Origin of the sequence: Litorisediminicola beolgyonensis (assembly GCF_042679605.1) — a bacterium.
GTDB classification, from domain to species: domain Bacteria; phylum Pseudomonadota; class Alphaproteobacteria; order Rhodobacterales; family Rhodobacteraceae; genus Litorisediminicola; species Litorisediminicola beolgyonensis.
Genome location: NZ_JBHTMU010000030.1, coordinates 19,005 through 44,896, shown reverse-complemented (window position 1 = coordinate 44,896; position 25,892 = coordinate 19,005). Strand labels below are relative to the sequence as shown.

General features: G+C 67.8%; 22 protein-coding genes. 6 read left to right on the top strand and 16 right to left on the bottom strand.

Annotation, left to right across the window (positions count from 1 at the left end; all coding sequences use genetic code 11):
• Positions 1-102 precede the first annotated feature (102 nt).
• The 13 genes from ACFQ4E_RS15100 to mraZ all read right to left on the bottom strand — a co-directional run bounded on the left by ACFQ4E_RS15100 (position 103) and on the right by mraZ (position 12,298).
• Positions 103-1,344, bottom strand: a complete 1,242-nt coding sequence (locus ACFQ4E_RS15100; protein ID WP_386804983.1) for an aminotransferase class V-fold PLP-dependent enzyme — start codon at positions 1,342-1,344, stop codon at positions 103-105.
• Positions 1,341-1,535, bottom strand: a complete 195-nt coding sequence (locus ACFQ4E_RS15095) for a DNA gyrase inhibitor YacG (protein ID WP_386804981.1) — start codon at positions 1,533-1,535, stop codon at positions 1,341-1,343. Before ACFQ4E_RS15095 ends, ACFQ4E_RS15100 begins: the two co-directional genes overlap by 4 nt.
• Positions 1,532-2,551, bottom strand: coding sequence for a ribonuclease E/G (locus ACFQ4E_RS15090; RefSeq protein ID WP_386804979.1), 1,020 nt, complete (start codon positions 2,549-2,551; stop codon positions 1,532-1,534). Before ACFQ4E_RS15090 ends, ACFQ4E_RS15095 begins: the two co-directional genes overlap by 4 nt.
• Positions 2,548-3,123, bottom strand: a complete 576-nt coding sequence (locus ACFQ4E_RS15085) for a Maf family protein (RefSeq protein ID WP_386804977.1) — start codon at positions 3,121-3,123, stop codon at positions 2,548-2,550. Before ACFQ4E_RS15085 ends, ACFQ4E_RS15090 begins: the two co-directional genes overlap by 4 nt.
• Before the next feature lie 63 nt (positions 3,124-3,186).
• Positions 3,187-3,405, bottom strand: coding sequence for a translation initiation factor IF-1 (gene infA, locus ACFQ4E_RS15080; protein WP_386804975.1), 219 nt, complete (start codon positions 3,403-3,405; stop codon positions 3,187-3,189).
• Between the two features lie 82 nt (positions 3,406-3,487).
• On the bottom strand, positions 3,488-4,384 hold the full coding sequence (locus ACFQ4E_RS15075) for a carbon-nitrogen hydrolase family protein (RefSeq protein ID WP_386804974.1): 897 nt from the start codon (positions 4,382-4,384) through the stop codon (positions 3,488-3,490).
• Positions 4,384-5,466 (bottom strand): phospho-N-acetylmuramoyl-pentapeptide-transferase, encoded by a 1,083-nt coding sequence (mraY, locus tag ACFQ4E_RS15070; RefSeq protein ID WP_386804973.1) that lies wholly within the window; start codon positions 5,464-5,466, stop codon positions 4,384-4,386. Before mraY ends, ACFQ4E_RS15075 begins: the two co-directional genes overlap by 1 nt.
• A 51-nt stretch (positions 5,467-5,517) precedes the next feature.
• Complete coding sequence (locus ACFQ4E_RS15065) at positions 5,518-6,954, bottom strand: UDP-N-acetylmuramoyl-tripeptide--D-alanyl-D-alanine ligase (protein WP_386804971.1); 1,437 nt, start codon at positions 6,952-6,954, stop codon at positions 5,518-5,520.
• Between the two features lie 124 nt (positions 6,955-7,078).
• On the bottom strand, positions 7,079-8,560 hold the full coding sequence (locus ACFQ4E_RS15060) for a UDP-N-acetylmuramoyl-L-alanyl-D-glutamate--2,6-diaminopimelate ligase (RefSeq protein ID WP_386804970.1): 1,482 nt from the start codon (positions 8,558-8,560) through the stop codon (positions 7,079-7,081).
• 109 nt (positions 8,561-8,669) lie between these two features.
• The gene (locus ACFQ4E_RS15055; RefSeq protein ID WP_386804968.1) at positions 8,670-10,451 is read right to left on the bottom strand and encodes a peptidoglycan D,D-transpeptidase FtsI family protein; all 1,782 of its coding nucleotides are present in this window, start codon (positions 10,449-10,451) and stop codon (positions 8,670-8,672) included.
• Complete coding sequence (ftsL, locus tag ACFQ4E_RS15050; RefSeq protein WP_386804966.1) at positions 10,448-10,792, bottom strand: cell division protein FtsL; 345 nt, start codon at positions 10,790-10,792, stop codon at positions 10,448-10,450. The genes ACFQ4E_RS15055 and ftsL overlap by 4 nt, the downstream gene beginning before the upstream one ends.
• A gap of 1 nt (position 10,793) precedes the next feature.
• Positions 10,794-11,780: a 16S rRNA (cytosine(1402)-N(4))-methyltransferase RsmH gene (gene rsmH / locus ACFQ4E_RS15045; protein ID WP_386804964.1), complete on the bottom strand. Its 987-nt coding sequence runs from the start codon at positions 11,778-11,780 to the stop codon at positions 10,794-10,796.
• A 2-nt stretch (positions 11,781-11,782) separates the two neighbouring features.
• On the bottom strand, positions 11,783-12,298 hold the full coding sequence (gene mraZ / locus ACFQ4E_RS15040; RefSeq protein ID WP_386804962.1) for a division/cell wall cluster transcriptional repressor MraZ: 516 nt from the start codon (positions 12,296-12,298) through the stop codon (positions 11,783-11,785).
• A 962-nt stretch (positions 12,299-13,260) separates the two neighbouring features.
• Here mraZ and ACFQ4E_RS15035 point away from each other — a divergent pair.
• From ACFQ4E_RS15035 to ACFQ4E_RS15010, 6 genes are all read left to right on the top strand, one after another.
• A complete protein-coding gene (locus ACFQ4E_RS15035; protein ID WP_386804960.1) occupies positions 13,261-13,470 on the top strand; it encodes a DUF1127 domain-containing protein in 210 nt (69 codons plus the stop codon).
• 891 nt (positions 13,471-14,361) lie between these two features.
• Positions 14,362-17,526 (top strand): valine--tRNA ligase, encoded by a 3,165-nt coding sequence (locus ACFQ4E_RS15030; RefSeq protein WP_386804958.1) that lies wholly within the window; start codon positions 14,362-14,364, stop codon positions 17,524-17,526.
• A 206-nt stretch (positions 17,527-17,732) separates the two neighbouring features.
• The gene (locus tag ACFQ4E_RS15025) at positions 17,733-18,230 is read left to right on the top strand and encodes a hypothetical protein (RefSeq protein ID WP_386804957.1); all 498 of its coding nucleotides are present in this window, start codon (positions 17,733-17,735) and stop codon (positions 18,228-18,230) included.
• Positions 18,220-20,787: an HWE histidine kinase domain-containing protein gene (locus ACFQ4E_RS15020; protein ID WP_386804955.1), complete on the top strand. Its 2,568-nt coding sequence runs from the start codon at positions 18,220-18,222 to the stop codon at positions 20,785-20,787. The genes ACFQ4E_RS15025 and ACFQ4E_RS15020 overlap by 11 nt, the downstream gene beginning before the upstream one ends.
• A gap of 108 nt (positions 20,788-20,895) precedes the next feature.
• Complete coding sequence (locus ACFQ4E_RS15015) at positions 20,896-21,471, top strand: PAS domain-containing protein (RefSeq protein ID WP_386804953.1); 576 nt, start codon at positions 20,896-20,898, stop codon at positions 21,469-21,471.
• A gap of 112 nt (positions 21,472-21,583) precedes the next feature.
• On the top strand, positions 21,584-22,402 hold the full coding sequence (locus tag ACFQ4E_RS15010) for a bifunctional allantoicase/(S)-ureidoglycine aminohydrolase (RefSeq protein ID WP_386804951.1): 819 nt from the start codon (positions 21,584-21,586) through the stop codon (positions 22,400-22,402).
• Between the two features lie 72 nt (positions 22,403-22,474).
• Here the strand turns inward: ACFQ4E_RS15010 and ACFQ4E_RS15005 are convergent, their stop codons facing one another.
• Genes ACFQ4E_RS15005 through puuE form a run of 3 tightly spaced genes read right to left on the bottom strand, consistent with a single transcriptional unit; the run spans position 22,475 to position 25,827 of the window.
• Positions 22,475-23,884: a uracil-xanthine permease family protein gene (locus ACFQ4E_RS15005; RefSeq protein ID WP_386804949.1), complete on the bottom strand. Its 1,410-nt coding sequence runs from the start codon at positions 23,882-23,884 to the stop codon at positions 22,475-22,477.
• Between the two features lie 51 nt (positions 23,885-23,935).
• Entirely contained in the window at positions 23,936-24,418 is a 483-nt protein-coding gene (locus ACFQ4E_RS15000) for an ureidoglycolate lyase (RefSeq protein ID WP_386804947.1), read from the bottom strand.
• Positions 24,415-25,827, bottom strand: a complete 1,413-nt coding sequence (puuE, locus tag ACFQ4E_RS14995; protein ID WP_386804945.1) for an allantoinase PuuE — start codon at positions 25,825-25,827, stop codon at positions 24,415-24,417. The genes ACFQ4E_RS15000 and puuE overlap by 4 nt, the downstream gene beginning before the upstream one ends.
• Positions 25,828-25,892: the final 65 nt, after the last annotated feature.

The following is a 25,892-nucleotide window of genomic DNA, read 5'->3' as shown; positions in this document are numbered from 1 at the left end:
CCGGGACAGAGCGCCGCGCCCCTGGCCTCATCTGTCCATAAATATTCCCGGGAAGCGCGAGGGGCAGGCCCCTCGCTCCTGTCCGCTCCAGAGGCGCACCGGTCAGAGAATCTGCGCCATCGCCGCCAAGAAGCTCCGCACCTCGGCGAGCGTGTTGTAATGGCACATCGACACCCGCACGCAGCCTGGAAGACCCAAGGGGGTCAGGATGTTGCCTGAGTAGTGATCGGGTTTTCTCAGATGCACCCGCACGCCCGCCTCGCGCAGGGCCGAGACGATCCCGCCCGGATCGCGGCCCTCGACGGCGAAGCTGACGAGCCCCTCGCGATGCGGGTTCTGCACGCCGCCGAGGATCTGCACCCCGGGCAGTTCGGCCAGACCCGCGAGATTGTCGATGCCGTGCAGCATCGCGTCGCAAAGCGCCGCTTCCTGCGCGTGGATGACCGCGCCCGCCGTCTCGAGCGGCTCAGCGCCGCCCGCCGCGTGGCCCAGCCATTCGAGATAGCGCACCACCTCCGAGATTGTCGCATAGGCGCCGGTGTCGCGGGTGCCGAGCTCCCAGCGGCCCTCGGGTCCGCCGATCAGCGCGTCATGGGCCAGCGCCGTCAGCCGGTCCGAGGCCCAGGCGACGCCGTAGCCGTGGCGCGAGAAGACCTTGTAGGGCGAGATGACATAGGCATCGACATCCGCCGCCCCGAGCCCGATCGCCCCGTGGCTCGCGTGCTGGATGCCGTCGACGATGATGAAGGCCTCGGGCGCGGTGGCGCGGATCGCCTCCGTAATCGCGGCCAGATCGTTGCCGATCCCGGTCACCGGCGAGGTGTGCAGGATGGTGGCGACCCGGGTCTCGGGCGTCACCGCCTCGGCATAGGCCTCGGCGCTGACGCGGCCCTTCGCGTCGTCATGCGCGACCGAGATATAGGCGCGGCCGGTCTGCTCCGCCCAGCGCGTCGCGGCGCTGCGCGAGGCCGGGTGTTCGACGGTCGACCCCAGGACCGTGCCGGCCGGTGCCGCGCCGAGGCAAGCGTCGCGGATCACCCGGAAGAGAAGCTCGGTGCCGCTTTCGCCGACGAAGACCGCCCCGCCCGTCGCACCGAACCAGCGCGCGACATCGGCCTTGGCCGCGTCGATCACCCGCTGAAGCTCGGCCGAGGCCGGGTTGTCGCGGCCCTGGTTGTCGGGGATCGCGGCGTAGAAGGCCGAGGTCTCGACCACGGATTTCAGCGTCAGCGCCCCGCCCGCATTCTCGAAGAAGATGCGCGGGCCGGAGAGCGGGCAGGTCTCGACATGGGCGAAGCGGTCGCGGACGGCCTCGATCAGGCCCAGCTCTTCGAGCGTTTTCAATGCGGTCGCTCCTTTTGTGCATCCACCGCCTCGCGCATCGCGTCGAGCGCCTCGTCCGCGTCCTCGGGATCCTCCGACGGGATCGCGTAGCTGCCGGTCAGCCATTTCGCGAGGTCCAGATCGGCGCAGCGGCGCGAGCAGAACGGCCGGTAGCTCGGGTCGGTCGGTTTCGTGCAGATCGGGCAGCTCATGAGAGCACCTCCGACAGCGCAACGCGGTCGCGCTTGCGCTGCAATTCGATGTTCCCCATCGGCGTCCAGCCGACAAAGGTGGTCTCGACCCGATCGGCCTTGAGCGCGGCGCGCAGGACGGTCTCGATCTGGCGGCGCTCCTTCTTGGGGACCGGCGCGGGGTCGATGGTGATCAGGCCGCCGAGCCCCCGGACCCGGAGCGCCCGCGGCAGCGCCCGCAGCGCGGCGATAGTGGCCTTGAGACCCGCAGCCGGAGAGGTGTCGCCGCCGGTGTTCACGTCGACCGCGACCAGCGCGCGGGTAGGCTCGATCCACATCGACGCGCCATTGCCAAGCGCGACCTCGGGGCGCCGGGCGCGCTCCAGCGCCTCGGTCACGCCGTGGCACTCGAAACTGCCGGCGTCCTGATCGAACACGTCCGGCACCGGCCAGTCCCTCCACGCCAGCGCGTGGGGCCCGTCGCCCGCGACCAGGAGCTCCGGCCCCTTGCCGCTATCGGCCAGGACCTGCCCCGCAAGCGCGACCATCGCGGCGATGTCCTCGGCAATCTCGCCAGCCTCTGCTCCGACGCATTCCGAGCGCAGGATCAGCCCGCCGGGGCCGTCGAAGCTTTCGTGCGCGATGCCCAGAAGCATGTCGCGCGTGTCGTCGTCGCGGATCGAGCGCGAGACATTGATGCCCGGCGCGTCCGGAGTGACGATGGCGTAGCGGCTCTTGAAGAGAAGTTTCGCGGTCACCGGAAGCGCCTTGCCCGGCTCGGCCTGGCCCGTGACCTGTACGATCAGCGGCTCGCCGGGCGAAATGCCCTTGATCTGACGCAGGTAGAGCGGCCCCTCGGGACCGTCGAGGAAGAGCCCGCCCTGCCCCTTCATCGGTCGCCGCGCGATGCCGCGGCAGATCGCGCCGGTCGAGAGGCCCTCGCCCTCGATCAGCAGATCCTCGAGCTGTCCATCGACGATCAGAGCCGCCGCCTCGCGGTCGCCCAGATGGTCGAGAGCGATCACCGAGCCTTTCATGCCTGCCTCCAGACCGGCCATCCGGCCGCTTGCAACAGCGCCGCCGTCTCCGCGAGCGGCAGACCGACGATGCCGGTGAACGAGCCCGAGATCCACGGGATCAGCGCGCCCGCGGGTCCCTGGATGCCGTAGCCTCCAGCCTTGCCCTGCCAGTCGCCGGTGGCGAGATAGCCGTTCACCTCGTCGCCCGTGAGGCGCTTCATCTTCACCGCGCTCACGACGTCGCGCTCCCAGAGCCGCTCGCCCCGGCGGACGGCCACGGCGGTGACGACGCGGTGGCGACGCCCGGAGAGCGCATAGAGAAACTCCGCCGCCTCGCCCGCATCGCGGGGCTTGCCGAGAATCCGGCGGCCGAGCGCCACGGTGGTGTCGGCGGCGAGCACGAGGTCGTCGGGCTCCGCCGCAACCGCCAGCGCCTTCTCCCGGGCGATCCGCACGCAATAGGGGCGCGGCAACTCGCGTTCACGCGGGTCCTCGTCGATCTCCGGCGGGCGCACCGCGTCGGGCGTCACGCCGATCTGTGCCAGAAGCTCGAGCCTGCGCGGGCTTCCCGATCCGAGAATGAAGGTCACATCCGCCCCCTGAACAGCAAAACGGGGCCCGAGGGCCCCGCGCGGGATCGCATATCCTGCCGTTTACTTGAAGCGGTAGTTGATGCGACCCTTGGTCAGATCGTAGGGCGTCATCTCGACCTGCACCTTGTCGCCAGCCAGAACACGGATGCGGTTCTTGCGCATCTTGCCTGCCGTGTGCGCGATGATCTCATGGCCATTCTCAAGCTCGACCCGGAACGTCGCGTTGGGCAGGAGTTCCTTCACGACACCGGGAAATTCGAGCAAATCTTCCTTGGCCATGGTCTCTCCTGAATTGCGTCCAGCGCCGATCGGGGGTCCGGTCAGCGCAATGTGGGGTAAATGCGCCCATGCGGACGGTTTTTCAAGTGTCAATTCCGCGCAGGGAGATTTCCTCGACCGGGCCGTCGCGGCCCGCCTGCTCGTCCCAATGGGTGCGGTTGAGCACGACGCCGTCCATGCGCACCTGCGCGACCTGCACGGGATCGAGCTCGGCATAGGTCCAGCCGGGCTGGTCGAGCACGCCCTCGGCGATCACGCCGGTCGGCGGAAAGCCGGTATCGGGCGGGCCGAAGACGCCGCCGCGTCCGCAATTGGTGTCCACCGCCTCGGACCAGTCCGCCGGACCGACGGTCGAGGACATGACCGTCACGCATTGCTGCTCGAGCGCGCGGGCCATGGCGCCGATGCGCACGCGGGAATAGCCGGTCAGGGCCTCGGTGCAGGAGGGCACGAGAATGAGATCGGCCTCCTTCATCGCACGCGCCAGGAGCGGGTATTCGCTGTCGTAACAGATCAGGATGCCGATCCGCCCCAGTTCCGTGTCGAAGACGCGCAGCGGGCCGCCCCCGACGACTCCCCAGGTCTCGCGCTCGAAGCGCGTCATGATCTGCTTGTCCTGATGGCCGCGCGCACCGCCCGGCGTGAAGAACCGCGCCCGGTTGACGGGTCGCTCGCCGAAATCGGGATCGAAGACCGGCGCCGAGGCGGCGAGGATGTAGACCCCGTACTCGGCGGCGAGCCGCGCATGCAGGTCGTCGACCGCCGGGATCCGGTCCGAGACAGCCCGGAGCGACGCCTCGAGATCGCCCGCCACCTTGGCACCGTCGAGCGTCGCCAGCTCCATCGCCCCGTATTCGGGAAAGACCAGAAGGTCGGCCCCGGCCGAGGCCGCCTCGCTCACCCAGTCGATGAGCTTGGTCTCATAGGCCGCCCAGTTCGGCAGGAAATCGAGCGGATAGCCCGCCGCCGCGATCTTCATCAGCGCACCTTGAGCGTCGCGAGCCCGATCAGCGCGAGGATCAGCGAGATGATCCAGAAGCGGATCACGATCTGCGGCTCGGCCCAGCCCTTCTTTTCGTAATGGTGGTGGATCGGGGCCATCAGGAAGACCCGTTTGCCGGTCCGCTTGAAGTAGAGGACCTGGATGATCACCGAGAGCGCCTCGACCACGAAAAGGCCGCCCACGACCGCCAGGACGATCTCGTGCTTGGTCGCCACCGCGATGGCACCGAGCGCGCCGCCCAGGGCAAGGCTGCCGGTATCGCCCATGAAGACCGCCGCGGGGGGCGCGTTGTACCACAGGAACCCGAGCCCGCCGCCGAACACCCCCATCGCGAAGATCAGGATCTCGCCGGTCCCGGGCACATAATGCACATCGAGATACTCGGTGAAGTCGACCCGACCCACCGCGTAGGCGATGACCCCCAGCGTGCCGGTCGCGATCATCACCGGCATGATCGCCAGCCCGTCGAGCCCGTCGGTCAGGTTCACCGCGTTGGCAGAGCCCACGATCACGATCATCGCGAAGGGAATGTAGAACCAGCCCAGGTGGATGAGCGTGTTCTTGAAGACCGGCAGTGCCAACTCGTTGGTCAGCTCCGGCGGATGGTAGAGGCTCGCCCAGAACCCCGCGATGGCAGCAATGAGGAAGCCCAGGAGCAACCGCACCTTGCCCGAGACCCCCGCCGAGGTCTGCTTTTTCACCTTGGCGTAATCGTCGGCAAAGCCGATCGCCGCGTAAGAGACGGTGACGAAGAGCACCATCCAGACGAAGGGGTTGTCGAGCCGCGCCCAAAGGAGCGTCGAGGTCACGAGCGCACCGATGATCAGAAGACCGCCCATGGTCGGCGTGCCCGCCTTGACGAAATGACCTTCCGGCCCGTCGGTGCGGATCGGCTGCCCCTTGCCCTGGCGCTTGCGCAGGACGTTGATCAGCGGCAGCCCGAACAGGAAGCCGAAGATCAGCGCGGTGAGAAAGGCCCCGCCCGCGCGGAAGGTGATGTAGCGGAACAGGTTGAATGCCCCGCCCCCGTCGGACAGCTCGGCCAGCCAGTAGAGCATGTGGTCTCGTCTCCCGTCCCGTTCTTCGCGCCGGAGAGGCGGCGCCCGGCCTCAGGCCTCCGCCGTGGCGGCGCCTTGGCGCAATTTGCGGATCGCGTCAACAATGCGGCCGAGACCCATCGACAACGATCCCTTCACCAGCACGACGTCGCCGGCATCGAGATCACGCGCCACTCGGGCCGCCATGGCCGGGGCATCCTCGGTCCAGTGACCGCGTTTCTCGCGCGGCAGCGCCTCCCAGAGCGACCGCATCAGAGGGCCCACGCAATGCACGAGGTCGATCTCTCGCATCGCGGGATGGTCGGCCAGAGCGGCATGCAGCGCCGCTCCGGTGTCGCCCAGTTCCTTCATGTCGCCGAGATAGGCGATCCGGCGGCCATGGGCGATGCGCCCGATCCCGTCCTCGGGCATGCTTGCCGCGAGCACCTCGAGCGACGCGCCGACCGAGGCGGGATTGGCGTTGTAGGCATCGTCGATCAGCTCGATCCGCATCTGCGGATCGACCGCGTCGAGCGCGATCACCTCGCGCTGGCCGCGCCCCGCCCCGGGCCGCCAGCGCGCCAGATCGGCAATGGCCGTGGCGAGGTCGAGACCGAGCGCACCGGCGCAGGCGATGACCGCCAGCGCGTTGACCGCGAAATGCCGCCCCTGCGCCGCGACCTTGTAGAGAAGCTTCTGCCGCCAGGCGCGCATCTGCGCCACCGTGACCGTCCCGGAGATGCGGATATCGGTCGCCCGGTGGTGACAGGCCGCGCTTTCTCCGAAGCTGATCACGCTGGCGCCCGCGCGCTCCGCCGCCGCCTCGAGGATCGGCGTGACCGCCAGGTCGCCGTTCAGGATGGCGGTGCCGCCGGGCTCCAGCCCATCGAAGATCGCCGCCTTCTCGCGCGCGATCCCCTCGACATTCTCGAAGGCCGCCAGATGCGCCGGGGCGACGATGACCACGATGCCCACATGCGGGCGCGCCAGGCGCGACAGGGGCGCGATCTCGCCGGGATGGTTCATGCCGATCTCGATCACCGCGAACTCGGTCTCCCGCGGCATCCGCGCCAGCGTCAGCGGCACGCCCCAATGGTTGTTGTAGCTGGCCTCGGCGGCATGCACCCGGCCCTGCCCGCCCAGGACCGTGCGCAGCATCTCCTTGGTCGAGGTCTTGCCCACCGACCCGGTCACCGCCACGACCCGCGCAGCCGTGCGCGCCCGTGCGGCGCGCCCCAGCGCTTCGAGCGCCCCAAGCACGTCGTCGACGATCAGGAGCGGCGCATCCTCGGCCACTCCCTCGGGGATGTGATCGACCAGCGCCGCCGCCGCGCCCTTGGCCAGCGCGTCGGCCACGAACTCATGCCCGTCCCGCGCCGCCTTGAGCGCCACGAAGAGATCGCCCGGCGCCAGGCTCCGCGTGTCGATCGACACGCCCCCGGCCGTCCAGGGCGCGCTGACCCGCCCGCCCGTCGCCCGGGCCGCCTCGTCGCTCGTCCAGAGTGTCATTGCCGCCCCTCGCCTCGCCACCTGCGCGTCCCACGCCGGGCGAACGCGCAGCCTCGTGCTTCTTCTTTTTCTAAATACGCAGCCCACGGCTGCCACGGGCGCGGCCTTGCGGCGCGGCGCGCTGTCACGCGACGCCCCCGTCGAGTGCGGAGACCGCGACGCTGGCCTGCTCCGCATCGTCGAACGGATAGACCGTCTCGCCGACGATCTGGCCGGTCTCGTGGCCCTTGCCGCAGATCAGGAGCGCGTCGCCGGGACCAAGCGCATCGACGCCGCGCAGGATCGCCTCGGCGCGGTCGCCGACCTCGAGCGCCCCCGGCGCGCCGTCGAGCACCTGCGCGCGGATCGCCGCGGGGTCCTCGGTGCGCGGGTTGTCGTCGGTCACGATCACCGTGTCGGCGAACTCCGCCGCCGCTGCGCCCATCAGCGGTCTCTTCCCCGCGTCGCGGTCGCCGCCCGCGCCGACGATGGCGACGAGGCGGCCCATGACATGCGGGCGAAGCGCGCGGATCGCGGTCGCCACCGCGTCGGGCGTGTGGGCGTAATCGACGAAGACCGTCGCGCCGTTGTCGCGCGTCGCGGCAAGCTGCATGCGGCCCCGCACGGTGTCGAGGCGCGGCAGGGCCGAGAACACGTCTTCGGCCGGCGTGCCGCAGGCGATCACGAGACCTGCCGCCACCAGCGCGTTCTCCGCCTGGAAGCCGCCGATCAGGCCAAGCTTCAGCTGCCGCACGACCCCTTCGTGCCGGACGCGGATCTCCTGGCCCGCCTGCTCGAAGCGCTGGCCCATCAGGCAGATATCTGCGCCCTCGGCCCGGCCCACGGTAATGAGCGTCTGGCCCCGCGCCTCGGCGATGGCGGCCATGTCGACGCCTCTCGGGTCGTCGATATTGATCACCGCGGTGCCGTCCTCGGGCAGGACGCGGGCGAAGAGCCCGGCCTTGGCGGCGAAGTAATCCTCGAAGCTCGCATGGTAATCGAGGTGATCCTGGGTGAAATTCGTGAACCCCGCCGCGGTCAGCGTCACCCCGTCGAGACGGCGCTGTTCGAGCCCGTGCGAGGACGCCTCCATCGCGGCGTGATCGACACCGGCTTCGGCCGCGCCCGCGAGCATGTGGTGGAGCGTGATCGGTTCGGGCGTGGTGTGGCGCAGCGGTGCCTGCCAGTCGCCCTCGACCCCGGTTGTGCCCAGATTGACAGCGCGCAGACCGAGCTCCTGCCAGATGCGGCGGGTGAAGCTCGCCACCGAGGTCTTGCCGTTGGTGCCGGTGACCGCGACCACCGTTCCGGGCTGGGCGCCGAACCAGAGCGCCGCGCTGTAGGCCAGGGCCTGCCTGGGATCGGCGGCGACGATCAGCGCGGCGGGCGAGCCCGCAAGCGCGTCCGCGGCGATCCGCGCGCCCTCGGCATCGGTCAGGATCGCGCCCGCACCGGCGGCAAGCGCCGCGGGTATGAATTCGGCCCCGTGCACCCGCGTGCCCGGAAGCGCAAAGAAGAGGGTGCCGTCCCGCACCTCGCGGCTGTCGACCGCGAGCCCCGTGACCTGCGCCTCGGCGCCGCCGCGCGCGGTCAATCCCAGCTCAGCCAGTGTCCGTCTCGCCGTCACGTCCCGCCCCCATGCGTTGCCGTGGCGCGCGTCTTTCGCGCGCTCCGCTCATACAGCCGTTTTCCCGCGTCCCGCAACCGGAGGCAAGGCCCCGCGGCGCTCGGACCGCTCAGTTCCCGGTCAGAACCAGCGCCTCGCCCGGACCGTGATCGGGACGAAGCCCCAGAAGCGGCGCGACCCGGCGGATCATCTCGGCAGCGACCGGTACGGCGGTCCAGCCGGCGGTGCGTCGCGGCTTTTCGCCGGAGGTCTCGACCGGCTCGTCGAGCGTCACGACAAGCGCGTATTTCGGATTATCGGCCGGGAAGACCGAGGCGAAGCTGGCGATCACCTTGTCGTCGTAATAGCCGCCCCCGCGCTCCTTGGGCTTGTCGGCGGAGCCGGTCTTGCCCGCCACCTTGTAGCCCGGCACCTCGGCGAAGGTCGCGGTGCCCTCGGTGACGACCTTGCGCAGCATGGTTACGGCGGCCTGGGCGGTTTGCTCGGACATCACCCGGTGGCCGGGATCGCCGCTGCCGCCCTTGATCAGCGAGGGCTGGCGGTAGATGCCGCCGTTGGCGATGGCCGCATAGGCCGCCGCCAGGTGCAGGGGCGACGAGGAGAGCCCGTGCCCGTAGGAGATCGTCACGCCGGAGAGCTCTTTCCACTCCTTGGGAAAGAGTGGCTGGCCGCCCTTTGCCTCGGCGATCTCCAGAGGCGTCGGGGCGAGAAAGCCCAGCCTTTCCAGGAAATCCTTCTGCCGCGCGGTGCCGATGGCGAGCGCGAGCTTGCCGGTGCCGCGGTTCGAGGACTTGATGATGATCTCCTCGACGGTGAGGTCCTTGTAATTGTGGTTGCGGAACTCGCCGATGGAGAAGCCGCCGACCCGCATCGGGGGGCGCGTGTCGATCACCGTCTGGGGCGTCACGATCCCGAGCTCGACCGCCTGCGCGGCGGCGAAGATCTTGAAGGTGGAGCCCAGCTCGTAGACGCCCTGCACTGCGCGGTTGAAGAGCGGGCTGTCGGAGGGAGAGCCCTTGGTGGGCGGCATCGGCCGGTCGTTGGGATCGAAATCGGGAAGCGACGCGATCGAGATCACCTCGCCCGTGGCCACGTCCAGAAGGACCGCGGCCGCGCCGCGGGCGTTCATCAGCATCATGCCGCCCGCGAGCACCCGCTCGACCGCCGCCTGGACGGTGAGATCGAGCGACAGCGCCACCGGGCGCCCCTCGCGCGCGGGATTGCGCAATTCCTTGTCGAGATAGGCTTCGAGACCGGCGGTGCCGACGACCTCGGCCGAATGCACGCCCTCCTGCCCGAAACGGGTGCCGCCCAGCACATGCGCGGCCAGCGCCCCGTTCGGGAAGAGGCGCATGTCGCGCGGGCCGAACAGCAGCCCGGGCTCACCGATATCGTGGACCAGCTGCTTCTGCTCGGGGCTCAGCTTCTTGCGCACCCAGACGAATTTCCGGTTGCCGGAGAAATCCTTGAGCAGGCGCTCGCGGTCGAGCTCGGGGAAGATCTTCACGAGCTCCTCGGCGGCGCGCTCCGGCTCGATCATCTGCTGGGGATGGGCATAGAGCGAATGGGTCGCCATGTTGGTGGCCAGGAGCCGACCCTTGCGGTCGACGATATCGGCCCGTCCCGCGACGATGGAGGCCCCGACGGTCTGCGCGCGCGGCTCGACCGGCTCGGAGGCGGCGAGAACGCCCATCCGGGCGCCGACCGCGCCGAAGGCCAGGAAGAACATCACACCCATGACCAGAAGTCGGCCCTGCGCGCGGGCGCGGGCCTTGTCGCGCATCTGCTCGTGGCGGATGCGCAGGTTCTCGCGCTCGATGGCGTCGGGGTTCTCCCCCTTTTCGCGGGCCTCGAGAATGCGGGCGAGCGGGCGCAGCGGCGTCCGGATCATGGCTGACCTCCACGGGACGAGACATCGACCGCGCCGGTGATCTCGAGCGGCGGCGGCGCGGGATAGGCGACCTGGTCGACCCGGCCGAACTGCTCGGGCAGGAACGGCAGAAGGCCCAACCGGTCGAAGTTGAAATCGGCCAGGTCGCGCAGGCGATCGGGGCGATTGAGATAGGCCCATTCCGCCTTGAGCACGGCGAGCCGTTCGCGCGCCGCCCCGATCTCGGCCTGCAGCCGCTCGGTTTCGCCCAGCGCGGCACGGGTGGTGTAGTTCTCGTGGTAGACCCAGAAGGCAAGTCCGATCAGGGTCAGGAAGCTCAGGACGTAGAACACGCTCCGCATCTCAACGGTCTTTCTTCAACAGAGGCATGGATATGGCGGTGGGGTCGATCTCGCCCGGAGGCGCATCGGTGCGTCGGGCGACGCGCAGCTTGGCGGACCGGGCGCGCGGGTTGATGCGCAGCTCGTCCTCGTCCGGGCCGATGGCCTTGCGGCTGATCAGGGTGAACTGCGCGGGCGCTTCCTCGGTCAGGGGCTGGTAGCGGTTGGCGCGGCCGGTCTGCCCGGCGCGCGACTGGAGGAACCGCTTGACCATCCGGTCCTCGACGGAATGGAAGGTCACGACCGCCAGTGCGCCGCCGGGGGCCAGTGCCCGCTCGGCAGCCATAAGCCCCTGATACAACGCGCCGTATTCGTCGTTCACCGCGATCCTGAGCGCCTGGAAGGACCGGGTCGCGGGATGGCTCTGGCCGGGTTTCTGGCGCGGCAGGCAGCTCTCGACGATCTCGCTCAGCCGTCCGGTCGTCTCGATCGGCGCCTCGGCGCGCGCCCTGACGATGGCCTTGGCGATCCTGCGCGAGGCGCGCTCTTCGCCATAGACATAAAGAATGTCCGCCAACTCGGCCTCGCCCGCCTCGTTGACCAGATCGGCGGCGCTCGGGCCGTCCTGGCTCATGCGCATGTCGAGGGGGCCGTCCTTCTGGAAGGAGAAGCCCCGCTCGGCGCGGTCGAGCTGCATCGAGGAGACGCCGAGATCAAGAACGACGCCGTCCACGCCTTCGGCATGGGCGTCCATCTCGGCGAAATTGGCCTGAACAAGCTGCAGCCGGTCGCCGTAATCCGCGCCCCAAACCCGCGCCATCTCATGCGCCAAGGGATCGCGGTCGATGCCGATCAGGCGCTCGGCGCCCGCGTCGAGCAGGCCGCGCGCATAGCCGCCTGCGCCGAGCGTGCCGTCGACCCAGATGCCGGAGACCGGTGCGACCGCTTTCAGGAGCGGACGCAGCAGGACAGGGATGTGCGGAGGTGCGAGAGGCGCGTCCGCAGCCATGCTCAGCCTCCCTGAGCCTGGTCCAGGAAGATCAGCGGGTCGACATCCTCATCGAGCTCGTCGAGCCATTCCTCGGTCGCCGCCGCCTCTTCGGTTTCGTAGGTCTCGGGGTTCCAGATCTGGAACGTGTCGCCGGAGGCGATGAAGAAGGCTTCGTCGCCCGAGCTGAGGCCGATCTTCTCGCGCAGCTTCGCGGGAAGCACGATCCGGCCGGTGTCATCGACGGAGGTGTCGAGCGACTGGCCCGAGAACAGCCGCTCGAGCATCTTGCGCTCGCGCGAGCCGCGCGGCAGGGCCTCGATCTTCTCGTCGACCTCTTCGATGGCGTTGATCGTATAGCATTCCAGGAACTTGCGGCGGCTGTCGCCGTAGACGATGACGAAGTCCGGGGTCTTGCCGTCGACCCAGGCCGGATCGCCCGCCTCGAGGACGCGACGAAACGAGGCCGGGATACTCACCCGACCCTTGCCGTCCACCTTGTGACGACTTTCGCCTCTGAACCTCAGCCTGCGGCCCACTGCCCGGCCCTTTCCTCATCCCCCTGAACGTAAAAACGGCGGGTCGATCTGCTGCCAATGATCGACCCGCCGCCTGGTCCCGCTGTGCGGGAGGGTCCGACTGCGCGCGCCATCTGGGGGGATGTCTGCTCGCTCGCGCGCCGGATTCCGTTTTTGACGATGAAGAGCGGGTGCCTGTATGAAACCTGCTGTTTTTATTATGTTTCGGGAGTTTTTCGCGGCGCTTGGGGAGCCGCTCGTTCCCGCCTTCATCGTGGATATAGGGATGACATGGGAATTCGTGGGGCGCAATAAAAAATTTGGAACCAAACCCCATCATGTTGCTTTGGGGGTGCCCTAAAAACAACATATGGACACCTGCATCACCAGTCTGTTACCTCATATTGATGAAAGCCGATCCCAAATAGGCATATCTAGTGCCGCCGCGGGTGGTAAGTTTTTCCCACAATTTCCCAACTCAGAAGACGCCGCGCGATCCACGCCCGTTTTCCACCCCTCCCTGGCGCGCCGCCCGCATGGAATCGCGCGCCGGAGAGCCCGGATTCGGGGCCTCGACCACAAATTCCCATGCGACCCAGCGCACACATCCCATGACTTCCCATGGGACAGCGGCCAGCAGGCCCCTAGAAGGCGTGCGCAATGAGGGAGGCCGCTGGACGGGGACGTATAAAGAGGAGCGCGCCGACATGGGGGCAGTCTCAGCGCCGACATTCCGGTAAAACAGTCAAGCGGAGCGCTTTATGAATTGACCATTTTTGCAGCCTTTTCCCGCCGGGACCGCCGAAAGGAAATGGAATTACCCAACGTCACTCATAAGAAAATATTGGAACCCATTGATAACGCGGCCTTCTTAATCTGCGATTTCTGCATGGCAGCATTGAGAATTGATCCATTGTGCAACTGCAGCATTGAGGCCATCTTGGTGTCAACACGAAACGAACAGTAGCGAACAGGCACACATAATGGCTTACGCAACTCACATCTCCAGCGCCCCCACGGGCCGCTTCGAAACCTTCACCGCGTCCCTGCGCACCGCGCTTCAGCGTCGCCGGGTCTTCAGCCGCACTCTGAAAGAGCTCTCGGCTCTCAGCGATCGCGAGCTGGCGGATCTCGGCCTGCATCGCTCGATGCTCCGCCGGATCGCGCAGGAAGCAGCACAGAACGTCGCCTGACGCGAGGTTACTAAGAACTCCTGACAAATTTTGCACATCCGAGGGAACCGATCTCGAGTTTCTGCATTGCAGCAAAAGATGTCACCAGTTTCGGAACGCTTCTCCTCCTCCCTTGAGCGTTTCGAATTTAGCGGCAGGGTCGCCTCCTCCCTGACCCTGTCGCACCAGATCACGGGATATCGGGCGCCCGGCGCCTGCTCATCCCACAAAGACACGGGCGCCCTCTCCTCCTCCCTGGGTGGCCCGGACAGGCGACGGGATCACTCCTCCCTTTCCCGTCGCCTCTAAATTCGGAGCATCGGGCCTGGCCTGTCTGTTCCAACCGAGACGAAGGCCCTCTCCTCCTCCCTGGGCTTTCGGACCTGGCGGCGGGGTCTCTCCTCCTCCCTGACCCCGCCGCTGACCTAATTCGGAGCATCCGGGTCCCACCCGCCTGCTCCATCCGAGACGAAGGCCCTCTCCTCCTCCCTGGGCTTTCGGACCTGGCGGCGGGGTCTCTCCTCCTCCCTGACCTCGCCGCCGACATATTCGGAGCGCCCGGGCCACGCCCGCCCGCTCCATCCGAGACGAAGGCCCTCTCCTCCTCCCTGGGCTTTCGGACCTGGCGGCGGGCTCTCTCCTCCTCCCTGACCCCGCCGCTGACCCAATTCGGAGCATCCGGGTCCCACCCGCCCGCTCCATCCGAGACGAAGGCCCTCTCCTCCTCCCTGGGCTTTCGAAACTGGCGGCGGGGTCTCTCCTCCTCCCTGACCCCGCCGCCGACTTCTCTCCCGCACATACCCCCGCACATTCCTTTGTCGCAGAGCGTGTCTTTCCCTTCGTCCGCCGCTTCGGTAGACGAGGCCCGAGACCGGCGCCCGGCGGGCGCAGATGACAAAGAGGGGTCGCGCGATGAGCATGGACAAGACCTTCGATGCCGCCTCGGCCGAGGCCCGCATCTACGACGCCTGGGAAGACGCGGGATGTTTCTCGGCCGGCGCCAATGCCAAGCCCGGGGCCGAGGCCTTCTCGATCATGATCCCGCCGCCGAACGTGACCGGCTCTCTGCATATGGGTCATGCCTTCAACAACACGCTGCAGGATATCCTGGTGCGCTGGAAGCGGATGCAGGGCTACGACACGCTCTGGCAGCCGGGCACCGACCATGCGGGCATCGCGACCCAGATGGTCACCGAGCGCGAGATGGCCGCCAATGGCGAGCCCTCGCGCACCGAGATGGGCCGCGAAGCGTTTCTCGAGCGGGTCTGGCAGCAGAAGATCAAGAGCCGCGGCACGATCATCGGGCAGTTGAAGCGCCTCGGCGCCTCCTGCGACTGGTCGCGCGAAGCCTTCACCATGTCCGGCGCACCCGGTGCGCCCGAGGGGGAAGAGGGTAACTTCCACGACGCGGTGATCCGGGTCTTCGTCGACATGTACGAAAAGGGCCTGATCTACCGCGGCAAGCGGCTGGTGAACTGGGACCCGCATTTCGAGACCGCGATCTCGGATCTCGAGGTCGAGAATATCGAAGTGCCCGGCCATATGTGGCACTTCAAGTATCCGCTCGCGGGCGGAGCGACCTACACCTATGTCGAGCGCGACGAGGACGGCAACGTGCTCTTCGAGGAAGAGCGCGATTACATCTCCATCGCAACGACCCGGCCCGAGACCATGCTGGGCGACGGCGCGGTCGCGGTGCATCCCTCGGACGCGCGCTACGCGCCCATCGTCGGGCAGCTCTGCGAGATCCCGGTCGGGCCCAAGGAGCATCGCCGCCTGATCCCGATCATCACCGACGAGTATCCCGATCCCGCGTTCGGCTCGGGCGCGGTCAAGATCACCGGCGCGCATGATTTCAACGACTACGCGGTCGCCAAGCGCGGCGGCATCCCCTGCTACCGGCTGATGGACACCCGCGCGCAGATGCGCGCAGACGGTGCGCCCTACGCCGAGGCCGCCGCCACGGCGATGGAGGTCGCCAAGGGCGCGCGGACGCTCTCGGAGGCCGAGGTCGACGCGATCAACCTCGTGCCCGACGAGCTGCGCGGCCTCGACCGCCTCGCCGCTCGCGAAGCCGTGGTCCGGCAGATCACCGAGGAAGGTCTCGCGGTGATGGTGCCCGAGAGCGATCCGCGCCTCGGCAGACAAGCCACAAAGCCGCTCGCACCCGAAGAAGGCGGCGAGGACCGCACCGAGACGCTCGTGCCGCTGGTCGAGTCGAAGCCGATTATGCAGCCCTTCGGCGACCGCTCGAAGGTGGTGATCGAGCCGATGCTCACCGACCAGTGGTTCGTCGATGCCGACAAGATCGTCGGCCCCGCGCTCGACGCGGTGCGCAGCGGCGAGACCGAAATCCTGCCAGAGCGCGACCGCAAGGTCTATTTCCACTGGCTCGAGAATATCGAGCCCTGGTGCATCTCGCGCCAGCTCTGGTGGGGCCACCAAATCCCGGTCTGGTACGGGCTCGACGTCTGGAACACCGGCTTCACCGATGACGAGGGCGATGCCGCGCTCGACGAGGTCGAGCTGATGCGGCTCCTGTCGGAAGGCGCCTATAACCACGCCGAGCCGACCTATCACTGCGCCGCCGATCTCGAGGCGCTGGCCGACAAGTTCCATGCCGACCTGCGCGCCCTGCCCGCGCCGCTGCATGCCGCCCGCGTCGTCGAAGTGGCCGACCGCGCGGAGGCGATCCAGCGGCTCGCCGAAAGCCTCGCCGAGTACAACCTCAACCAGGACCCGACGCATCTGGTCTACCCGGTCTGGCGCGATCCCGACGTGCTCGACACGTGGTTCTCGTCGGGCCTCTGGCCGATCGGAACGCTCGGATGGCCCGAGCGGACGCCGGAGCTGGCGCGCTACTTCCCGACCTCGGTCCTGATCACCGGCTTCGACATCATCTTCTTCTGGGTCGCCCGGATGATGATGATGCAATACGCGGTGGTCGGCGAAAAACCCTTCTCGACGGTCTATGTCCACGCGCTCGTCCGCGACGAGAAGGGCAAGAAGATGTCGAAATCCCTCGGCAACGTGCTCGATCCGCTCGACCTGATCGACGAGTACGGTGCCGACGCGGTGCGCTTCACGCTCACCGCGATGGCGGCGATGGGGCGCGACCTGAAGCTGTCGAAGGACCGCATCGCGGGCTACCGCAATTTCGGCACCAAGCTCTGGAACGCCTGCCGCTTCGCCGAGATGAACGGCGTTTTCGAGGGCGCGACAGGCACACGCCCCGAGGCCAGCCAGACCGCGAACCGCTGGATCATCGGCGAGACCGCGCGCGTGCGCAAAGCCGTCGATGCGGCCCTTGCCGAATACCGGTTCAACGATGCCGCGAACGGGCTTTACGCCTTTGTCTGGGGCAAGGTCTGCGACTGGTATGTCGAGTTCTCGAAGCCGCTCTTCTCGTCCGAGGACGAGGCCGTCGTGGCCGAGACCCGCGCGACGATGGCCTGGGTGCTCGACCAGTGCCTGATCCTCCTGCACCCGATCATGCCCTTCATCACCGAAGAGCTCTGGGCGACGCTGGCCCCGCGCGAGCGGATGCTCGTCCATGCCGACTGGCCGGACTACAGCGCGGCCGATCTCGCCGATCCGGCCGCGGATCGCGAGATGTCCTGGGTGATCTCGCTGATCGAGGGCGTGCGCTCGGCCCGGGCGCAGATGCATGTGCCCGCGGGTCTCCATGTGCCGATGCTGGTCAGCCAGATCGACGCGGCGGGCCGCTCCGCCTGGGAGCGGAACGCGTCGCTGATCACCCGCCTGGCCCGGATCGAGAGCCTGTCGGAGACCGACGCCTTCCCGAAGGGCACGGTGACCATCGCGGTCGAGGGCGCGACCTTCGGCTTGCCGCTCGAAGGGATCATCGACGTCGCCGAAGAGATCGCGCGGCTCGAGAAGAGCCTCGCCAAGCTCGACAAGGAGATCGCCGGACTGTCGGGACGGCTCAGGAACCCGAAATTCGTCGAAAGCGCGCCCGAGGACGTGGTCGAGGAAACCCGCGAGACGCTGGCGCAGAAAGAGGACGAGCAAAAGGCCCTGTCGGGCGCTTTGGAGCGGTTGAGGGAATTGGGATAGTCGCGAGTTCAAACTCAAGACTCACCTTTATTTTCCCTGCAAGGATCGTTAACGTCAGATCCGGGTGACAGCTGCCCGTCCGAATGTCCTGACACCGGAGCCCCACTCCTACCGTGCCCAATCGCGCACCCAACAGGCCGGATCGCCTAGGCGAACCGGGCTTCCATAGTGTCCTGCGCCGGGCCACCCAGCCCGCGCATGACCGCGTGGAATCGCTGTTTTCGCCCTTCATGGACGATCCCGCGCCGCTGATGTCGCGTTTCCTGTCCGCGCAGCTGATCGCCGCCCGCGCGCTTCGGCGCGGCCGCGACGGTGCGCCTCCGGCCGAGGAAGCGGCGACGCTGTCGGACATGATCGCGGCGCTCGAAGGCGATCTGGGCGACGCTGCGTCACGTTTGCCGGACATCGCGCTGCCCCGGCCGCTCGACACGCTCGCGGTCGGGTATATCGTGCTGGGCTCGCGCCTCGGCACCGAGGTTCTGGCGCGTCGCCTGACGGCGCTTGCCCTACCCCTGCCCCTCTATTTCCGGCTGCCGCCTCCCGGTGGCGCCTGGACCGCCTTCCGGGCGCGCCTCGACGCGCTCGTTCCTGATCAGCCGATGGCGCAGCGCATCGCCACAGATGCCGCGCTTGGCTTTGACATCTATGCCGCCTCGGCCCGCCTTGCGGGTCTGGGCGCCGAAGGAGTGACGGATGGACCGTAACCCATCGCGAACCGCGCCGGACACCGGCCCGGTCACCCTGACGAATTGCGACCGCGAGCCGATCCACATTCTCGGCCGGACGCAGCGCTACGGCGCGCTTCTCGCCGTGTCGTCGGACTGGCTGGTGCAGCACGCCTCGGAGAACGCCGCCGACATCATCGGCCCGTCCTTCGCGACGCCGCTCGGCAAGCCCCTGTCGGACCTGCTGCCGCCCGCCGCGCTGCGTCAGATCCGCAACCGTCTGCGGATGCTCGAATCGGGCTCGAACGCGACCCGGATCTTCGATCTCGTCGTTCAGGATCGCCGCTTCGACGTGTCGATCCACCAAAGCGGGCGCCACCTGATCCTCGAGTTCGAACCGAAGCGCGGCGAGCGCGACGGCGATGCTCTTGCCCAGACCTACCCGCTGATCCAGCGCATCCGCGACGCGGCCAGTCCCGACGACATGCTGCGCGAGGCTGCCCGTGCCGTGCGCGCCCTCTCGGGCTTCGATTCGGTCATGGTCTACCGCTTCCAGGAGGATCACTCCGGCGTGGTCGTCGCCGAAAGCCGCCGCCAGACGGGACAGAAATACCTGGGCCTGCACTTTCCGGCCTCCGACATCCCGGTGCAGGCGCGCGCGCTTTATACACGGTCGCTTCTGCGCCTGATCGCCGATGTGTCCGACGAGGGCGTGCCGATCATTCCGGCCCGCTCGCCCGAGGGCACGCCCCTCGACCTGTCGCTGGCCGTGACCCGCGCCGTGTCGCCGATCCATCTCGAATACCTGCGCAACATGGGCGTCGCGGCGTCCATGTCGGTGTCGATCATGAAGGACGGCAAGCTCTGGGGCCTCTTCGCCTGCCACCACCAGAGCCCGCATTACCTCGAGTTCGAACAGCGCACCGCCATCGAGCTCTTCGCGCATCTCTTCTCCTACGAGCTGACCCGGCGCCAGGAGGGAGAGCGCAACGAATCCCAATCCCGGACCCAGAACCTGCAGCGCAAGCTGATGAACCACCTGGCCGAGGGCGACACGCTCGAGGCAAGCCTCCTGTCCGTCTCCGATGACCTGCGCGCGGTGATCCCGCATGACGGGGTCGTTCTGGTCACCCAAGGGCGCTTTCACCGCTCGGGCGACACCCCCTCCGAGGCCGATCTGATGACGCTGGAAGGGCTCCTGAACACCACCGCGGCCTCTCGCGTCTACAGCACCGACAAGCTGTCGCAGCTCATGCCCCATGCCGAGGAGTTCGCGAAGACCTGCGCGGGCGTGCTGGCCATTCCGATCTCGCGGACGCCGCGCGATTATCTCCTGCTCTGCCGCCGGGAGATCCCGCGCAACGTCGCCTGGGCCGGCGAGCCGGCCAAGGGCGTTCAGGAGGGCCCGAACGGCGACCGCCTGACACCGCGCAAGAGCTTCGAGGCCTGGCGCGAGACCGTCGAGGGGCGCTGCGCGCCCTGGTCCGAGAGCGATCGTCATGCCGCCGACCTGTTGCGCAGCCTTCTGCTGGAGGTCTTCCTCCGGGTTTCGGACGCCGCCAATGCCGAACGTGCGCGGGCGCATGAGCATCAGGAGCTCCTGATCGCCGAGCTGAACCACCGCGTGCGCAATATCCTCAACCTGATGCGCAGCCTCCTGTCCCAGACCCGCACCCAGGACATGAGCACGGCGGATTTCGCCAAGAGCCTCGACGGTCGCATCCAGTCGCTGGCCCGGGCGCATGACCAGCTGACGCGCAAGGAATGGGGTCCGGCCTCGCTGCACGAGATGCTGGAGCATGAGTTCGCCGCCTATCTGGACGACCCGGACCGCGCCCGGATCTCGGGCGAGGACGTGATGGTCAGCCCCGATGCCTACACGACCCTCGCTCTCGTCCTGCACGAGATGGTCACGAACTCGGTGAAATACGGAGGTCTGTCGGCCAAGGGCGGACGTGCCGAGGTCGATCTGTCGCTGAACGCCGCGGGCGACCTGGTCATCGACTGGCGCGAGCGCGGCGGTCCCGCGGTCCAGAAACCCGAGCGGCGCGGCTTCGGAACCGCGATCATCGAGCGCTCGATCCCCTACGAGCTGGGCGGCGAGGCGAAGGTCTCGTATATCGTCACCGGCGTCGAGGCACGCTTCCTGGTGCCCGCAGAACATATCTCCTCGACGGCGAATGTCCTGCCGCTCCGCGCGATCCAGGGCGGCGCCGAAACCGCACAGGCGGGCCTCTCCGGTCGCGCGATGGTGCTCGAGGACACGATGATCATCGCGATGGATGCCGCCGACATGCTGAGCGATCTCGGCGCGAGCGAGGTCGATATCTGCGCGGGGATCGAGGAAGCGCTCGAACGCGTGGCGACGCAGGACTACGAGTTCGCCCTTCTCGACGTCAATCTCGGCGGCAAGCAGTCGGTGCCGGTGGCCGAGGCTCTTGCGGCCAAGGGCGTGCCCTTCGCGCTGGCGACCGGGTATGGCGATGTCGAGAGCGTCACCAAGCTCTACCCGCCGTGCAAGATCCTGCAAAAGCCGTTCTCAAGCGCGTCGATCATGGGCGCCCTGTCCTCGCTGGGGCTGATGTCTCGGAAATAAGCCGTTGGATCTGGCGGTTTTCGTGCTAATCTGGCCCATCACCCCGGGGGATGCATGACGAGCGACTCATCAAGGCTTCAACACGTTCGACCCGATTCGGTCATGCAGATGCTCGATCTGCTGTCGGATCACTCCGAGCTATGCGTGAAGACGATCGACCGCGATGGCGTCATCCGGCACGTGAATCGGCGCGGGCTGCATCTGGTCGGCCTGACCGCCGAACAGTTCTGCAATCGCCGCTGGGCCGATCTGTGGGAGGGCACGTCCCGCCACCGGATCGAAGCCGCTCTCGAGACCGCGTTCTCCGGGCAAAGCGTGTCGCTGGAAGAGATGATGGGCGAGACGCCTTGGACCATCGCGATCTACCCGCTGCCCGAACCCGACGGAACGGTCATGAACCTGCTCGCGATCTCGCAGCATTCCGATCCCGTGCGCCATCCCGCGAACGCCAACGAGCGCCCTGAACTGGCCGCTCTGGACGAGACCCGGGCGGCACTCGGCGAGGCGGTGCATGCGATGGGCAATCTTCTGTCCACCGTGGGCAGCGCGGCACGGATCCTCAAGCGCTCGCCGGCCGATCCGCTGGTCGACGCGGTGATCGGCAGTCTCGAATCGGCGTATGATCGCGGTCTGCAGCCGCTGGAAAAGCTGCGCGACCTGCGCGATCTCTCCGCCAAAAACTGACCCGTCCGATTTTCGCCTGAAACCGAAGGCACCTGTTGCCGCGCCGGTGCTGGCGGCGGTGATCCCGTCGCTGCATACTGGCCAAGTCGCCGAACAAGACGGATTTTCTTCAATGCCACGATATCACGCACCGCATGGCGGGCATCCCGGTCAGGATCAGCTTCTGACCGACCGCGCCATGTTCACCGAAGCCTATGCGGTGATCCCGAAAGGCTGTCTCAGGGATATCGTGACATCGGCCTTCCCCTTCTGGCGCGACACGCGGGCCTGGGTCATCGCCCGCCCGCTCTCGGGTTTCGCCGAGACCTTCGCGCAGATCATCCTCGAGATCGCGCCGGGCGGCGGCTCGGACCGGCCCGAGACCGACGCCGAGGCGCAGGCCGTGCTCTTCGTCATGGAGGGTGCGGTCCTGGTTCAGCTCGGTGACGCCACGCATGAGCTTGTGCCCGGCGGATATGCCTACATCCCGCCCGGTTGCGCGTGGTCGATCACCGCGAAAGGCGACGCGCCCGCCCGCCTGCACTGGTTCCGGAAGCGGCATGAACGGGTCGAGGGGCTGGAGCTGCCCGATCCTCTGGTCCTGAACGAACAGGACATCGCGCCGACGCCGATGCCCGGGACCGAGGGCCGCTGGGCCACCACCCGCTTCGTAGATCCCGCCGATCTGCGCCACGACATGCATGTCACCATCGTCAGTTTCGAGCCGGGCGGCGTGATCCCCTTTGCCGAGACCCATGTGATGGAGCACGGGCTTTACGTTCTCGAGGGCAAGGCGGTCTACCGGCTGAACCAGGACTGGGTCGAGGTCGAGGCCGGCGATTTCATGTGGCTCCGCGCCTTCTGCCCGCAGGCCTGTTACGCGGGCGGCCCGGGACGGTTCCGCTACCTGCTTTACAAGGACGTGAACCGCCTGCCGCGCCTGTCGCTCTGACGCTTCCCCCCCGCCAAATGAAAGAGCCTGCCCGATCGCCCGGGCAGGCTCTTCTCGTTTCATCGCAGGGCGTTACTTCGCGGGCTTCGCACCATGCGAGGCCATGCCGCCCGAGATCTCCTCGGTCGCCTCGCCGGGCAGATCCTCGGGCAGAAGCAGGTTCAGCACGATCGCGAGGAACGCCGCGGGAAGGATGCCCGAGGTCAGGAGCACCTTGAGCGTGCCCGGCACATATTGCAGCGCGCCCGGTTCGAGCTGCAGCCCGAGGCCCAGCGACAGCGAGATCGCGAAGATCACCATGTTGCGCCGGGTCCAACTGACATCCGAGAGCATCGACACGCCCGCCGCGACGACCATGCCGAACATCACGATGACACCGCCGCCCAGAACCTCGATCGGCACGGTCGAGATCGCCGCGCCGACCTTGGGCACCAGCCCGCAGAGGATCAGAAAGACCGCGCCGATGGTCACGACATGGCGGCTCATCACGCCGGTCATGGCGATCAGGCCGACATTCTGGCTGAACGAGGTGTTGGGCAGCGCCCCGAAGAGCCCCGCGACGGCGGTGCCCACACCGTCGGCAAAGGTCGCGCCCTGGATCTCCTTGTCGGTCGCCTCGCGGCCCGCGCCGCCCTTGGTGATGCCCGAAACGTCACCCACCGTCTCGACCGCCGAGACGAAGCCCATCAGGCAGAAGCCGATGATCGCGGCGATGGAGAACTCGAAGCCGAAATGCCCGAAATCCGGCAGGGCGAGCGGCGCCGCGCGGCCGATATTGCCGAAATTCACCATGCCGAGCGGGATCGCCACGAGATAGCCCGCGACAAGGCCCAGAAGCACCGCCGAGACCGAGAGCATCCCGCGGGTGAAGAACTTGAGGCCCAGCGTCACGACGATCACGACCAGCGCCACGAACCAGTTCTGGAGCGAGCCGTATTCCTCGGTCCCGATGGCGGGCACGCCACCCGCCGCGTATTGGATGCCGACCCGGACGAGCGCCAGTCCGATCATCGTCACCACGAGCCCGGTCACGAGCGGCGGCAGCGCGAAGCGGATGCGCCCGATGAAGAAGCCGAGGCAGGCGTGGAAGAGGCCGCCGACCACGATCCCGCCCATGAGGATGCCGATGGCGTCCACGCCCTTGCCCGCGACGAGCGGGATCATGATCGGGATGAAGGCAAAGGAGGTGCCTTGCACGATGGGCAGCTTGGCGCCCACCGGGCCGATCCCGATGGTCTGGATCAGCGTGGCGATGCCCGCGAAGAACATCGACATCTGGATCATGTAGAGCATCTGCGGGAAGTCGGGGCTGTTCGACCCGAAACCGAAGCCCGCCGCGCCGCAGACGATGATCGCGGGCGTGACGTTCGACACGAACATCGCAAGCACGTGCTGGATGCCGAGCGGCACCGATTTGACCAGCGGCGGCAGGTAGTTCGGGTCCCTGAGCTGGTCAGGTGTGCCGATGGATGTGTCCGTCATGTCGCGTGTCTCCTTGTCCCTGTTGGAGGTCTCGCGCCCTGTCCCGAGCGCTCAGTCGATGAAGAAGGGCTCCTCGAACCAGTGTTCCTCGAGATTCGCGCCCTCCCCGATCCGGTCGATCACCGCGAAGAGCCCCGATCCCGCGAGCGGCGTCAGGACGCCGTGCCATGTCCCGCGGGCGAAGTTCACGCCCTGCCCCGGTGCGGTGAGAAAGGCTCGCGGCACCCCCGGCACGCCGCCCTCGTCGGGCGCGACGATCACCAGGAACGGCTCCGGGTCCATCGGCAGAAACGCCTGGCTGCCCTCGGGATGGCGCTCGACCATCTCGAGCCGGTAGGGCCGCGCGCGGAGATCGGCCTTGAAGAGGCTGATCCCGGCGCGGCCCGAGGTAAAATCCAGCGTCGCGCAATCGTGGTAGCGCCCGCAGAGCCCCTGGTTGATGATCCTGTCCGGCGCGCCCGTGGCCTCCAGCACCTCGCCGAAGGGGGCGAAGGCCTCGGCGGTCAGGGGCTCGGGCGTGATCCGGCGCGTCATGCCCCGAGCTTCTCGACCAGGCGCAGCTCGGCGATGCGCTCGACCTGCGCGCAGGCTTCGGCGAACTCGTCAGCGCGGTCGTTCTCGAGGCGGCGCTCGAAGGCAGCGAGGATGCCCGCCTTGTCGTGATCGCGGACGGCGATGATGAACGGGAAACCGAACTTGACCGTGTAGGCGCTGTTGAGCTCGGTGAAGCGCGCGCGCTCGGCATCGGTCAGGGCGTCGAGCCCGGCGCTCGCCTGTTCGGCGGTCGACTCCGCCGTCAGCCGCTTCGCCGCGGCCAGCTTGCCCGCGAGGTCGGGATGGGCGCGGAGAACGCCCAGGCGCTCGTCCTCGCTGGCGGTCCGGAAGACGCGCGCCAGCGCGGAGTGGATGCCGAGCGCGGTGTCATGGGTGGGGCCAAGCTCGCGCTCGAAGGCGCGCTCGGCGATCCAGGGCGAGTGCTCGAAGATCCCGCCGAAGGCGTCGACGAATGTCGCGCGGTCCATGTCGGAGGGGCGCGGCCTCTGCGAGGGCGGATGCGTCGCGGCCCAATGCTCGGCGATCTCGAGGCGCGTCGCGAACCAGACGCCCTCATGCGCCGCCATGTGGTCGAGCGCGCGCTTCAGCGCCGCCGCGCGTCCCGGACGCCCGGCCAGCCGACAATGCAGGCCGATCGACATCATCTTCGGCGCGCCGTCCTGACCCTCGGCGTAGAGCGTGTCGAAACTGTCGACGAGATAGCGCTCGAACTGGCCGCCTTCGGTGAAGCCCGCCTGGATCGCGAACCGCATGTCGTTGCAATCCATCGTGTAGGGCACGATCAGCTGATCCTTGCCCCCGGCCTTCATCCAGTACGGCAACTCGTCGGAGTAACTGTCTGCGATATAGGCGAAATCACCCTCGGCGGCCGCCAGGTCGATGGTGTTCATCGAGCAGCGCCCGGTGTACCAGCCGCGCGGTTTCGCGCCGGTGACCTCTTCGTGCAGCCGGATCGCCTCGCGGATCTGGGCGCGCTCTTCTTCGGGCTGCATGTCCTTGTGCTCGATCCATTTGAGCCCGTGGCTCGCGATCTCCCAGCCCGCCTCCTGCATCGCGCGAAGCTGTTCGGGCGCGCGGGCGAGCGCCGTGGCGACGCCGTAGACGGTGATCGGCAGGTGCCCGAGCATGCGGTGGAGCCGCCAGAACCCGGCGCGGGCGCCGTATTCGTAGATCGTCTCCATGTTCCAGTGCCGCTGGCCCGGCCAGGGTGCGGCGCCGGTGATCTCGGACAGGAACGCCTCAGAAGCGGCATCCCCGTGGAGCACGTTGTTCTCGCCGCCCTCTTCGTAGTTCAGCACGATCTGCACGGCGATCTTCGCGCCGTCGGGCCAGTTCGGATCGGGAGGGGTCTGACCGTGGCCGGTCAAGTCGCGGGGATAACGGGTCATCTCGGGTCTCCTGTTCTTGTCGTTGTAACCGCCCGACCCTGCGCGGGTTTTCAAAAAAGATGCGA